12 protein-coding genes are annotated in these 12,568 nt (G+C 38.3%); 7 read left to right on the top strand and 5 right to left on the bottom strand.

What is annotated here, in order from left to right; all coding sequences use genetic code 11:
* Positions 1-475 precede the first annotated feature (475 nt).
* The 3 genes from GILLI_RS16705 to GILLI_RS18610 all read right to left on the bottom strand — a co-directional run bounded on the left by GILLI_RS16705 (position 476) and on the right by GILLI_RS18610 (position 3,196).
* On the bottom strand, positions 476-1,861 hold the full coding sequence (locus GILLI_RS16705; RefSeq protein ID WP_006990301.1) for an aldehyde dehydrogenase: 1,386 nt from the start codon (positions 1,859-1,861) through the stop codon (positions 476-478).
* 183 nt (positions 1,862-2,044) lie between these two features.
* Positions 2,045-2,848 (bottom strand): SDR family oxidoreductase, encoded by an 804-nt coding sequence (locus GILLI_RS16700; RefSeq protein ID WP_006990300.1) that lies wholly within the window; start codon positions 2,846-2,848, stop codon positions 2,045-2,047.
* Positions 2,849-3,043: 195 nt separating this feature from the next.
* Positions 3,044-3,196, bottom strand: a complete 153-nt coding sequence (locus tag GILLI_RS18610; protein WP_169312735.1) for a hypothetical protein — start codon at positions 3,194-3,196, stop codon at positions 3,044-3,046.
* Positions 3,197-3,563: 367 nt separating this feature from the next.
* Between GILLI_RS18610 and GILLI_RS16695 the strand changes: the two genes are divergently transcribed.
* The 5 genes from GILLI_RS16695 to GILLI_RS18970 all read left to right on the top strand — a co-directional run bounded on the left by GILLI_RS16695 (position 3,564) and on the right by GILLI_RS18970 (position 7,710).
* Complete coding sequence (locus GILLI_RS16695) at positions 3,564-4,703, top strand: saccharopine dehydrogenase family protein (protein ID WP_006990299.1); 1,140 nt, start codon at positions 3,564-3,566, stop codon at positions 4,701-4,703.
* A gap of 110 nt (positions 4,704-4,813) precedes the next feature.
* A complete protein-coding gene (xseA, locus tag GILLI_RS16690; RefSeq protein ID WP_006990298.1) occupies positions 4,814-6,142 on the top strand; it encodes an exodeoxyribonuclease VII large subunit in 1,329 nt (442 codons plus the stop codon).
* Positions 6,135-6,353 carry an exodeoxyribonuclease VII small subunit gene (gene xseB, locus GILLI_RS16685; protein ID WP_006990297.1) on the top strand — a complete coding sequence of 73 codons (219 nt, stop codon included), beginning with the start codon at positions 6,135-6,137 and terminating at the stop codon, positions 6,351-6,353. Before xseA ends, xseB begins: the two co-directional genes overlap by 8 nt.
* A 262-nt stretch (positions 6,354-6,615) precedes the next feature.
* On the top strand, positions 6,616-7,164 hold the full coding sequence (locus tag GILLI_RS18975; RefSeq protein ID WP_245545646.1) for a PAS domain S-box protein: 549 nt from the start codon (positions 6,616-6,618) through the stop codon (positions 7,162-7,164).
* Positions 7,165-7,173: 9 nt separating this feature from the next.
* Positions 7,174-7,710 (top strand): sensor histidine kinase, encoded by a 537-nt coding sequence (locus tag GILLI_RS18970; RefSeq protein WP_245545645.1) that lies wholly within the window; start codon positions 7,174-7,176, stop codon positions 7,708-7,710.
* 155 nt (positions 7,711-7,865) lie between these two features.
* Here the strand turns inward: GILLI_RS18970 and GILLI_RS16675 are convergent, their stop codons facing one another.
* Both GILLI_RS16675 and GILLI_RS16670 read right to left on the bottom strand, forming a co-directional pair.
* The gene (locus GILLI_RS16675) at positions 7,866-8,354 is read right to left on the bottom strand and encodes an SHOCT domain-containing protein (protein WP_006990296.1); all 489 of its coding nucleotides are present in this window, start codon (positions 8,352-8,354) and stop codon (positions 7,866-7,868) included.
* A gap of 171 nt (positions 8,355-8,525) precedes the next feature.
* Positions 8,526-9,212 (bottom strand): arylesterase, encoded by a 687-nt coding sequence (locus GILLI_RS16670; protein WP_006990295.1) that lies wholly within the window; start codon positions 9,210-9,212, stop codon positions 8,526-8,528.
* 67 nt (positions 9,213-9,279) lie between these two features.
* Here GILLI_RS16670 and GILLI_RS16665 point away from each other — a divergent pair, with 67 nt between their 5' ends.
* Positions 9,280-9,966 (top strand): ABC transporter ATP-binding protein, encoded by a 687-nt coding sequence (locus tag GILLI_RS16665; protein WP_006990294.1) that lies wholly within the window; start codon positions 9,280-9,282, stop codon positions 9,964-9,966.
* Positions 9,966-12,521: an ABC transporter permease gene (locus GILLI_RS16660; RefSeq protein WP_006990293.1), complete on the top strand. Its 2,556-nt coding sequence runs from the start codon at positions 9,966-9,968 to the stop codon at positions 12,519-12,521. Before GILLI_RS16665 ends, GILLI_RS16660 begins: the two co-directional genes overlap by 1 nt.
* Positions 12,522-12,568: the final 47 nt, after the last annotated feature.

The following is a 12,568-nucleotide window of genomic DNA, read 5'->3' as shown; positions in this document are numbered from 1 at the left end:
TATTACTAAATCAAATAACTGGAATTAAACTTAGGGTCAATTGATTCAGGATTGAGGATATATCTAAAAAAAGCATCTCAAAATTGTATTAAGGCTTTTTTTATGATTAGTAGTAATAGAATAACAAAAAGTGAATTTTAACACTATATTTGGATAAATTTAAATGAAATTAACATTTCCGAATATATGCCCAAATCCTTAACTCTCCTACGTTACATTTTATTCTTCCTATTCTCTTTTTGTTATATTATGACCATTGTTTGCCTGAGCTTTTCTGATTCTTACTCCAACTTTTACTCTTATTTCTTTATTTCCGGTTCTGTGTTTTTACTGCTGTTAATCCTATCCTTCGGAGTTCAATACATCAATATTAAAAACAGGAAAAAACAATCTTAAGAAAATCTCCCAGAGGTCCGGTCTATTTCAGAAGCAAGGCAAAAGTAGATACATTGAAATGATTATCTGGCTTACGCACTTATAAAAACTTCTTTATAAACTTGAAATATTTGAAAGGGGCATATTTAAAAGGTATATCCATCCAGGTAGGCGAGTTTAAAACGGCTCTTTGATTGCTGAATGCGAGAAAACTCTCCTTTCCATGGTACCTCCCAAAACCAGAATTCCCAACGCCCCCAAAAGGAAGGTGATGGTTAGCAATATGCATTAGGGTATCATTAATGCAAACTCCTCCGGAGCTGGTTTTTCTTATAACCTCTTCAGCCGGTTTACTTTTCCCGAAATAATAGAGCGCTAGGGGTTTTTCACCGGAATTTATAAAAGAGATCGCCTCCTTTAAATTTGTATACGTGATCACCGGCAATATTGGGCCAAATATTTCCTGTTGCATCAGGGAATCCGTCTCTGGTGAGGTCATATCCACAATTGTTGGATGAAGAAACAATTCTTCCCTGCTAGAAGTACCGCTGTACCGGATATTTCCTTTGCTTTTGTCCAATAAATCCACTAACGAATCATAAGCTTCTTGATGAACGATCCTGGCATAGTATTTACTTTTCTGTAGATCTTTACCGTACATTTCTTCAAGATAAACCGGGATTTTTTGAATTAATTCCTCTTTTACTGAATGATGAACGAGCAGGTAATCTGGAGCTATACAGGTTTGACCGGAATTGATGGTTTTCCCCCAGGCAATGCGTTTTGCCGCAAGATCTATATCTGCATTCTCATCTACAATCCCGGGACTCTTACCTCCCAGCTCGAGGATAACAGGAGTGATATTTTCGGCTGCAGCTTTCATCACTATTTTTCCAACTTTTGTGCTTCCTGTAAAAAAGATTTTATCAAAATGTTGTTTTAGCAGGTACTCCCCTATCTCCTGATCTCCCTGAACCAATGCGATATAATTTTCATCAAAGGTTGTATGTATCATTTCATCCATGACCGCTGCAATATGTACTGTAGATTCTGAAGGTTTCAAAATGGCACAACAACCTGCAGCTATTGCTCCAACAAGGGGATTCATCATAAGTTGAAAAGGATAATTCCAGGGCGCTATAATAAGCACTACTCCCAAAGGTTCATAATAAATCCTGCCGGTAGATGGAAAAAGATATACAGGATTTGGCACTTTTTGGGGTTTCACCCACTTTTTTAAATTCTTTATATGGAAATCTATTTCCTGGGTAAGGATGCTGATTTCAGTGAGGTAAGCTTCTTCTCCAGATTTGTGAAGATCCTTCCAGAGTGCTTCTAAGATTCGTTCTTCGTATTGACTTACCGCCGATTTTAATTTTTTAAGCATATCAATCCGGAAATCCAAACTTTTAGTTTGATGGGATGCCTGAAATGCTTTTTGAGCTTTATGAATATTTTCAATTTTGTTTTTCGAAATTTCTGCCATATAACTGTTTTTTGTAGAATAAGCTGCTCCAGCCTACAAGGTATATAAAATAGCTGGAGAATGATAAAGGCTCTATGCAATCCAATGCATCCGGGCAAGCTCACAAGGTTTGTAAAAGAGAGAAGTCTTCAGAATTTCGATGAAATCCGGAAGGGTACGAGCCGGTATTAGTGGGTTCAAAAATTAGTTTTTTCTGCCTTCAAAATGGTCCATAGTTTTATACATCCCAAGAACCTTTCCTACAAACCAATCAAAGAACCATACCGGAAATAGTCCCTGGCTTAGCCTAACAATTCTCATGCTCCAGGGCATTGTTAGAAAAATGTGGTTTCGCTCGATAGCCCTTATCACTTTTATGGCAACTTTTTCAGGCTTTAAAATTGGGACTAAAGAACGCACTCCAGAAAACATTCCTGTGTCGATATAATATGGATTGACGGTGGTAACATTTATATGCTTTTTAAGTTGTTTCATCTCCAGTCTAAGACTATCGGACCATCCAATAAGCGCCCATTTGCTTGCCGCATACACGGACATTTTCGGATTGGAAATCAATCCTGCAGAGGAAGCAATATTACATATGTGACCTGAGTTACGCCCCATCATTTGCGGCAAAAACTCACGGGTTACATACATAGGAGCCATCGCATTAATATTGATGGTTCTTTCTATTTCCGGAATTGAGTGTTCGTGAAAATATTTCCCTACCACAATGCCCGCATTATTGATTAATACATCCACTTCACCCTGTTCTTTTTTAATAAGAGAAGCGGCTCTTGCTACCTCTTCAGGATTAGAAACATCTACCCGGTAACCGGATACTTTACCCAATTTAGAAAATTCAGAGATGGTTGTTTCAAGGTTTGCAGCATTGATGTCAAAAATTATCAGGTTGCTTCCTTTCCCAAGCACCAGCTTTCCCATAAGTTTACCTATGCCTGATCCTCCCCCGGTAATCAAAACCGTTTTACCCTTAATATTTTTCATTTCTTTCCAATTATAGTAGAATGACACTAAAAATAGGAAAGTTAAGAAGCCTGGGCAACAACAAGTCTCCAATTATAAATGCTGGGTATTGAGTTCCGATTTTTTTTTGAAGCAATGTTATTCCTGCCTCCCAAATTATAAGTTGTGGGAAAGCTTCCCTTTTAGCGGTTTAATTGATAAAACTGAAAGAGCTCCTCAACGGAAAAAATCCAGTGCTACACCAAATATTGCAAATAAAACGGCAATAAAAATAAACGCGAGAACAAGAAGAACAAAAATCTTCCCTAAAAAATTAAACCCTTCTGTAGTGATCTTGTAATTTTCGATAAAGAAATTCAGTGTTTTCATAATAATTGTTTTTGCGTTGCTACCCGGCTAAACACGGAAAATAAAAAAATTCCGAACCAGGCACCAACCGGTTATATACCGAAAATTAAAAACTGAAATGGATAAACTGAAGACTTAGGGCAAAGGCTGAAAGAAGCATTCAAACCGATTTAAAAACCCTAATTTTTTTTAGTGTAATTTTATTACCATCCCTTTTACTGAATTTAATTTCCGTAGAATAATTTAAATCACTTTTCAGCTTTTTGCAAGTAGGGATTTCCGGTATTATTAATCATGAATAACCTTAAGTTACTAATCTAGCTAGCCCTTTTTTATTTGTTCGTATTCTAGGGACTAAAATCCGGAAATAAAGTACTAACTTTCATTTATGAACAAACATTATAACATCATAATTGCCGGAGCCGGCGGTATAGCAGAAGCTGCAGGCTTATTGCTTATGGAATGGAGCAAAGTTCCTCCTTCCCTGTTTATTGGAAACCGAACACTTTCAAAAGCGCAAAGGCTTGCTCTCTGGATTGAGAACGGCACGGAAAAAGAATGTTCTGTTAAAGCATTTCATCTTCAGGAAGAAGGAATTTCAGAAGAAATGAAAACGATCCTGAGCAAAGGAGACATTATCCTGGACTGCCTTCCGGGAAGTCTCGCTCCAAAAATCGCCCGTCTTGCAAAAGAGTATCGATTGCATTACGCCAACCTAACCGAATATGTTGCAGAAACCGATGAAATAATCGAATTGGCAAAGAATAGCAAAACAGGCTTTGTTCTTCAATCCGGAATAGCTCCCGGCTATATCAATATCCTTGCAAATGGACTTTTTCAACAATTCTGCGAGGATTTTAAAATTGATAAAGTAGATACACTGGAATTTAAAGTTGGTGCACTTACCCGTCACGTGGTTGCTCCGCATTATTATGGATTTACCTGGAGCACTGTGGGCGTGGCTACAGAATATTTGAAAGAGGCTTTGGTATTGCGGGATTTCAAAAAAACGGCATTGCCTGCCTTGTCTGAAAGAGCCCGGATTATTATAGAAGGAATAACCTATGAAGAGGACCTTACTTCCGGTGGAGCTGCAGATCTTCCTGATGCCCTGGCAGGAAAAGTTCGTTCCCTGGACTACAAAACCCTGCGGTATCCGGGTCATTATTCCTGGGTGGAAAAACAGATTTCTGCCATCAAAAATTCGGATAAAATTTCTGAATTACAGAAAAAAATGGAGGTTATTATTCCACATTGCGAAGATGATCAAATTGTTTTATATGCCGCGGTGGAAGGTAAAGATTCAAAAGGGATTTTACGACGGCGGGAGATTGCCAAACGCATACTTCCTCAAAAAATAGGAAAACACATTTTGCGGGCCATTCAAACTACAACTGCTGCACCTTTGCTGCAGGCAGCCCAACTCTTGCTTGAATCTGAAATAACAGGAGTTGTATTGCAAAGCCAAATAGATCCAAAAGAATTTTTAAAAGGGAATTTTATCCTGCCGGTATATGGGGATTTTTAAATTGGATTACCTTTTATTTCATCACAGAAAACCAACTGACTTTAAATTGAAATCCATCAAATTTTAAATAAGTTTAATACCTTTAGCCTACCCTAATTTAAAGGTGTCCTATGCCTGAAAAAAAAGTCTATTCCTTATTTAATTTAACTCAGTCTATTCAAAATGTAATTAATACATATTGCAATAAGACAGTGTGGATCAAGGCTGAGATCGTACGACTTAATTACTACCCCAAAAGCGGCCACTGCTACCCTAGCCTGGTAGAGAAAAAGGATGGAAAAGTGATCGCAGAACTTCGTGGAAATATATGGAGTGGCAATTTTGAAATGATAAATACTAAGTTCAAATCGGTGTTGAAGGAAGAACTTAAAGACAATATAACGGTGGTAATCCAGGGAACTGTTTCCTATCACCCACTCCATGGGCTTGCATTAAACATAGTAGATATTGATCCTGAGTTCACTCTGGGAGAACTTGCCAGGGAAAAAGCCGAAACTATTGCAAAGCTTAAGGAAACCGGGGTTTTTAATGCCAATAAAAACACACTTCTTTCCAACTTACCTAAAACCATCGCGATCATTTCTGTAGAAACCAGTAAAGGATACGGGGACTTTATGGATATCATACAAAATAATCCCTGGGGATATAAATTTCATTTTTTGTTATTTCCTGCTATTTTGCAGGGAGAACGGGCGGTAAGTTCCATAAGCCAGCAGTTGGAACGAATTAAAAAGCATAAGAAGATATTTGATGCGGTGGCAATAATTCGTGGCGGTGGCGGGGAAATTGGCTTAAGCAGTTTTGACAATTATTTACTGGCAGAGAAAATCGCAACTTTTCCTATCCCCATTTTGACCGGGATTGGACATTCTGCAAATGAAACCGTGAGCGAACTGGTAAGCTATCAAAGTTTCATCACTCCAACTAAAATAGCAGAATTCCTTTTGCAAAAATTTCACGATTTTGCTATTCCGGTAAAAGATGCCGAACAAAAGATTCAGAATGAAGTGAGCCGGATGTTTAAAAATGAAAAAATCAATCTTAAGGAAACAGCAAGACTATTTAGTTCGCTTACGGGAAATGCCATGAATAACTCAAGATCAAACCTCAACCAACTTGCAGCTATACTCGACAACCTGAGCCACCGATCAATAAATGACCAAAAAAACATGTTGCATCAGGCTAAACGTTCCATCTTGTCCAATGCAAAAAACACCTTGAATGAAGCTGTAGCAAATTTGAGTTTCACCGAAGAAAAAATCAGAATGCTGTCTCCGTTAAACATCCTTAAAAGAGGCTTTAGCATTACGCGCCAAAATGGTAAAGTGATTCGAAATGCAGATGAAATTCAAAAAGACCTTCTGCTGGAAACACAGTTATATAAAGGAAACCTATACAGCCGAATCGAAAAAATCGATAAAAAAACTAAAAATGACTGAAGAAATAAACTATACCGACGCTCATAAGGAGCTTCAGGAAATTGTCTCAGAAATGGAAAATTCTGAAATTAGCATAGATGAACTGGACACCAAAATCAAACGCGCTTCTGAACTTCTAAAAATATGCAAAGACAAACTGTTCAAGACCGAAAAAAATGTTCAGGATATCCTGGAAGAAATCAGGAATTATTCTGTTGATGAAGGAAAATAAACTGGGGAACCTATCCTTCAATCAAGTTGATCTATCCTGAATTCCTGAAAAACTAAGAAAGCTTCTTCTTTATGAGTTAGCTTTAAATGCAGGATTCTTTCAGCTAAATACACCAAAACAGAATAGTAAAGGCGGACTGGAAACCTAGGTTTCTCTTAACAATTTCTTCAAAATGAATTTATTGGTTAGAAAATTAAGTAATTTTAAACTTTACATACTTTTAATATTTTAGCCTCAAATATTTTTTCCCCAAACCTATAACATGAATGATTTTAAATCTATAAACCTAAAATCCGAGCCACATTTTGATCTCGATCATTTTTTTGAGTTAACCGCGGACATTCTATGTATTGCAAGCTATGACGGTTATATCAAAAAAGCAAATCCAGCTTTTTCGCAATTATTGGGCTACTCGACAGAGGAGATCATGGCGGGGCATGTTAGCGATTTTATTTATCACGAAGACAAGAATATTACCTCCAAACTTAGGGAACGTATAAATAAGGATAAACCTCTTTTAAATTTCGAAAACAGGTATGTAACTAAATCGGGAGAAATTGTCTGGCTCTCCTGGACTTCGGTTTCAGAACCTTCCGAAAAATTAATTTACGCCATCGCTAAAAATGTTACCCATTTAAAAAACCTTGAGGAAGAACGGAATTTACTGCTCACCAATCTTACCAGTGTAAATGATCAACTCAAACAATTTACCTATACAACATCGCACGATTTGAGGTCTCCGGTAAATAATTTGATTTCCCTTTTCGGGCTATTAGACTTATCGAAAATTGAGGATCCCGAAACCCTCTAATACATTGATATGCTTAAAATGTCGGCCTTTAAGCTGAAAAATACCCTGAATGAATACGTTGACCATTTAAGTAAGGAAGAAAAAATAAACGTGAAAGTTGAAAAGTTGTCTTTAAAAGATACCTTGCAAATTACACTGGATTCAATTAAAACCTTAATCGCAAACTCCAAAGCCAATTTGAAGATAGATTTTTCTGAAGCCGGAGAAGTAAAGTTTAATTCAGCCTATCTTCAAAGTATATTTCTCAACCTTATAACAAACTCGATAAAATATTCTAACCTGGAAACTTATCCTGTTATTTCTATTACTTCCAAAAAATTAAAGGATTGCACACAGCTTATTTTTACCGATAACGGAATTGGTTTTGAAATGAAGGATGTAAAGGGTAAAATTTTTGGATTACATCAAAAATTTCATAATCACATCGACAGCAAAGGAATTGGGTTATATTTAGTTCAAAAACACATGACAAGCCTGGAAGGAACTATAAAAGTGGAAAGCCAGGTTAATAAAGGGACCACTTTTACATTGACTTTCAAAGATTGAGTGAGGGTAACAAATTAGTAACATCCGGAGGATCCTTTATTTGTCAATGATTAAGCATAACAGTTTATAAAATAATGCATCAGCATCGAAAATAGCAGTATCCTAAAAATCAAAATACTAAATAAATCCTGAATTTGAATAGTTCTACTTCGAAACTAACTTTTTAGAAGTCTGCGTTTTTGTTCTTCAAACTCTTCCGGAGAAAGCACTTTTTGATCCAGCAGGTTTTTTAATTTAGTCAATTCGTCTGCCACGCTATAATTCCCGTGCCGATTTTCCATCGCTTTAGCCAGTGAGGACGATAATGCCTCGTTGCTATTTTTTTGATTATACGCTGCGATATAATTTGCGCAAAGATCTTTAATTTTCGCTGCTTCCTTTTTCCAGAACCCACGAATTTGTATAGGATCATTTCCTGTGCTCTTAATAGTAATTGTGGTTCCAAAAAGATGAGAATCTACCGTAACACCGGTGATATTTTTAAAGTGAAGACTTTCTGTGTCTTCAGATATGAGATGCCAGTTCCTTCTTTTAAATTCGATATGCTCCTCATCTACAAGTAAAATATTTGGAGTAAAAGGATTGAAATCACTGTTAAGAGCTCTAAGAAAATAACTGGATTTAAATATAACCGGATTAGTCATCTGTTCATTTGTATTTGGAATACCAAGATATTGTTTTAAAACCAAATTACAGATTTTCTCCAGCCTGGAAATAAGAAATATTTGTAGAGGTTAACTCAAAGTTGGAATACTTTAGGATTAACTTTTATGCAAGTCTTCCTGCAAGAATTCAATAGAATAATGCGAGAAACTCTATTCACTAATCACCGGGCCCAAAACTTCCCAAACATTTTTGGCAAGGATCTTTTGCCCCTCTGCGGTAGGATGAATTCCGTCTCCCTGGTTCAACTCAGGATTTCCGGCAACATCTTCCAGTAAAAAGGAAATAAGATGAACGTCATTCTTTTCAGCTAGTTCCGGGAAGATATTCCTGAATTCTGAAGTGTACTCCTGTCCCATATTTGGAGGGATCTGCATTCCGGCGAGAATAATTTTTGTATCGGGGTTTTTCTCCCGTACGGTATTGATGATCTCCTGCAGGTTTTTTCTGGTCTCTTCCAGGGGGACCCCACGCAAACCATCATTGGCTCCCAGTTCCAGGACAAAAACGCTCACGTCCTGACTCAAAACCCAGCTTATCCTATTCTTTCCCGCTGCTGTAGTTTCCCCGCTTAATCCGGCATTTACCACCTCATAGGGAAGACCTAAAGAATCTATTTTTTGCTGAATAACTGCAGGAAATGCCTCATTTGGATCTAATCCCATTCCGGCTGTAAGGCTGTTACCGAAGAAAAGGATCACTCCGGATTCACTTTTTTCCTGATTATCATTTTCTGAAATTTCTTCTAACTGATTTTCCTCCTTTTTTTTTGAAGGTTCACCACAGGAGTTGAAAAAAATAAAACTAAACAAAACACAAAATACCAACAAGTTTCTCATAGTACAGGGATTAAAATCAAAATCTTTCTTTATTTTGTCTTTATTCAGATAAATTAAGAGTCGAAAGATGACAAAGATATTAAACGTTCGCAACTTAGAGAAAACCTTCTCCAGTGGTTCAAAAAAAATAACAGTATTACACGACATAAGTTTTGATATAGAAGCAGGTGAAACCTTTTCAATTGTGGGACCCTCAGGAAGTGGCAAAACCACTTTACTTGGACTTTGTGCCGGTCTGGATCAAGCCGATTCGGGCTCGATAGATCTTTGTGGAACACAATTGAACAGCCTTACCGAAGATGAGCGCGCTATCCTGCGAAACAAAAATATAGGTTTTGTATTTCAGGATTTTCAATTATTACCAACCCTTACCGCCCTTGAGAATGTAGCAGTTCCCCTGGAGTTGCAGGGCGCAAAAAACGCTTCTAAAGTTGGGAAGGAACTTCTGGAAAAAGTGGGACTTGGAGATCGTTTTCATCATTATCCATCACAACTCTCAGGAGGAGAACAACAACGGGTTGCCGTAGCACGGGCTTTTTCCAATACTCCTTCCATTCTTTTTGCCGATGAACCCACGGGAAACCTTGATGCTGAAACCGGAGAAAAAGTAATCGACCTGCTATTTAATCTAAATAAGGAATCGGGTACTACCCTGGTGATTGTGACTCACGATTTAGAACTGGCACAAAGAACCCAACGCATCCTTAGGCTGAAAGGTGGGAAAATTATTGAAAACCCCATAGATACTTTATAATGAACAGAAATAAAACCATTACTTCCCGGGCAAATTTTGGCTGGCTGTTAAAAATGGCCTGGCGGGACGGAAAAGCGAGCAGCCGGAAACTTATCCTGTTCATGGCTTCTATTGTATTGGGGATTGCTGCAGTTGTTTCCATACAATCCTTTGGCGAAAATCTGAAGGAAAATATTTCCCTGCAATCAAAATCCTTAATGGGTGCCGATTTTAGAATAGACAGCAATAATCCGCCAAACGAACGCGTACTGGCAATAATGGATTCCCTGGGTGGCGCAGATGCCAGGGAAATCAGTTTTACTTCTATGGCTGCCTTCCCAAAAACCGAGCTCACTAAACTGATCCAGGTAAGAGGAATAGAAGGTGGTTTCCCATTCTACGGTGATCTGGAAACAGAACCAGCATCAGCCGCAGGAAGCTATCAGGAACAGGATGCAGCATTGGTAGATGCAACGGTAATGCTTCAATTAGGGATACAACCGGGTGATAGTATTAAGATAGGAACAGTTACTTTGCCTATTGCAGGGGCATTAAAGTCTGTTCCGGGGAGTACCGCAATTTTTAGTTCTGTGGCACCCCCTGTGCTTATTCCTTACAGGTTGATTTCCGAAACAGGCCTGGTACAAACCGGAAGCCGCGTGGGTTATGATTATTATTTTGTGGCAAACCAGGGTATGAATATGGAACAACTCGATAAAAACCTTGGTCCTCTTCTCGATACTCAGGATGCCGATCTTGATACCCATACCTCCACCAGCCAAAGGTTGGGCAGCCGGTACGATAATTTTGGTAAGTTCCTTAATCTGGTAGCCTTTATTGCTCTTTTACTGGGTTGTGTTGGTATTGCCAGTGCTATAAACATTTACATCAAAGGAAAATTACGGGCAGTAGCCATTCTTAAATGCATAGGAGCTACCAAAAGACAAACCTTCCTTATCTATTTGTTACAAATTGCCGCAATGGGTCTTTTAGGAGGAATTGCCGGTACAGGTCTGGGTTTAATTCTTCAGCAATTATTCCCTTTGTTTTTAGGGGATCTCTTACCGGTAGATGTTCAAATGTCCTTTTCGCCACAAGTGATCCTGATGGGATTATTACTGGGGATTTTTATGTCGGTTTTGTTCGCCTTATATCCCCTTATGGGAACCTTATACATTTCCCCCTTACAGGCGTTAAGAGTACAAAATGAGAGTAAATCCAAATCTGGGAAAGCAGGGACACTGGTTTTGTTAGGTATTTTTCTGTTTATTTTACTCTTTTCATATTGGTTATTAAAAGATTGGCGGTATTCCTTCTCATTTGTAGCAGGGATCATTCTCACATTCTCAATTTTAGCAGGGATAGCGAAAGCATTTATGAAATTGATAAAAAAATATTTTCCCAACTCCTGGGGTTTTCCCGCGAGACAGAGTTTGCTGAACCTTTTTCGTCCTCAAAACCAAACCCTTACGTTAGTATTGGCCATTGGAGTAGGAACTTTCCTAATAAGCACACTTTATTTCACCAAAGATGTTTTGATGTCCCAGGCAACTCTGGAAACACAATCAAACAGTCCAAACATGATCCTGCTTGATATACAGTCTGAACAAAAAGATGCTGTTGTCAAGACTATTACCGAAAAAGATCTTCCCGTTTTGGATGATATTGCAATTGTTACTATGAGGGTTCAAAGCATAGAAGGAAAATCGGTGAATCAAATGAAGGATGATACAACTTCCAACGTAAACCGGTGGATACTGACTCATGAGTTTCGCGTTACTTACCGAGATTCTCTCATCGCTTCTGAAAGTCTTCAGGAAGGAGAATGGACTTCGGAAGTGCAGGATGTTGAAATGGTTCCTATCTCGGTAAGTGATAATTTTGCCGATGACGCAAAAGTTAAAGTTGGTGATAAAGTAACTTTTAACGTCCAGGGAGTATTGTTAAATACTGTAATAGGAAGTATCAGGACTGTGGATTGGAGCAGGATGCAGATGAATTTTTCAATCGTTTTTCCTAAAGGTGTTCTGGAAGATGCGCCTCAGTTTAGAGTGCTTACCTCCAATGTTCCCAATGAGGAAAGCTCGGCTAATTTGCAACAGGAGTTGGTAAAAAAATATCCAAATGTGACCATCATTGACCTTAGACAGGTACTAACAGTAATAGAAGGCCTGCTTGACAAAATTTCATGGCTAATCAATTTTATGGCCTTTTTTAGCATACTAACAGGGATTATCGTGCTTTTAGGCGCGGTGCGAACAAGCAAATATCAAAGAATAAAAGAAAGTGTACTTCTAAGAACTTTAGGAGCCAAAAGCGATCAGATCCTGAAGATCCTTGCCTTGGAATATTTATACCTGGGGGTTTTAGGTGGCTTGTCTGGTATCCTGCTATCGCTTTTAAGCAGCCAAATGCTGGCCTGGTTCTTATTCGATTCCCCGTTCATACCTTCCTGGATACCCTTCCTGGTTTTGTTCCCGGGGATTGTGGTGCTGGTGTTGATAATTGGCCTACTCAATAGCAGAAGTGTTATTACAAGTCCGCCGCTGGAGGTATTGAGAAAGCAAAGTGCTTAAAGTAAAAAACGCCCTATCCGGGCGTTTTTTACTTTAAGCACTTAACT

This window comes from Gillisia limnaea DSM 15749, assembly GCF_000243235.1.
In the GTDB taxonomy this organism is placed as follows: domain Bacteria; phylum Bacteroidota; class Bacteroidia; order Flavobacteriales; family Flavobacteriaceae; genus Gillisia; species Gillisia limnaea.
This window is presented reverse-complemented; position numbering and strand designations above follow the sequence as displayed.

Bases quoted from the DNA above. Each gene is read 5' to 3' on its own strand.
- GILLI_RS16705 (WP_006990301.1), bottom strand. From the start codon at position 1,861: ATGGCAGAAATTTCGAAAAACAAAATTGAAAATATTCATAAAGCTCAA.
- GILLI_RS16700 (WP_006990300.1), bottom strand. From the start codon at position 2,848: ATGAAAAATATTAAGGGTAAAACGGTTTTGATTACCGGGGGAGGATCA.
- GILLI_RS18610 (WP_169312735.1), bottom strand. From the start codon at position 3,196: ATGAAAACACTGAATTTCTTTATCGAAAATTACAAGATCACTACAGAA.
- GILLI_RS16695 (WP_006990299.1), top strand. From the start codon at position 3,564: ATGAACAAACATTATAACATCATAATTGCCGGAGCCGGCGGTATAGCA.
- xseA (WP_006990298.1), top strand. From the start codon at position 4,814: ATGCCTGAAAAAAAAGTCTATTCCTTATTTAATTTAACTCAGTCTATT.
- xseB (WP_006990297.1), top strand. From the start codon at position 6,135: ATGACTGAAGAAATAAACTATACCGACGCTCATAAGGAGCTTCAGGAA.
- GILLI_RS18975 (WP_245545646.1), top strand. From the start codon at position 6,616: ATGAATGATTTTAAATCTATAAACCTAAAATCCGAGCCACATTTTGAT.
- GILLI_RS18970 (WP_245545645.1), top strand. From the start codon at position 7,174: ATGCTTAAAATGTCGGCCTTTAAGCTGAAAAATACCCTGAATGAATAC.
- GILLI_RS16675 (WP_006990296.1), bottom strand. From the start codon at position 8,354: ATGACTAATCCGGTTATATTTAAATCCAGTTATTTTCTTAGAGCTCTT.
- GILLI_RS16670 (WP_006990295.1), bottom strand. From the start codon at position 9,212: ATGAGAAACTTGTTGGTATTTTGTGTTTTGTTTAGTTTTATTTTTTTC.
- GILLI_RS16665 (WP_006990294.1), top strand. From the start codon at position 9,280: ATGACAAAGATATTAAACGTTCGCAACTTAGAGAAAACCTTCTCCAGT.
- GILLI_RS16660 (WP_006990293.1), top strand. From the start codon at position 9,966: ATGAACAGAAATAAAACCATTACTTCCCGGGCAAATTTTGGCTGGCTG.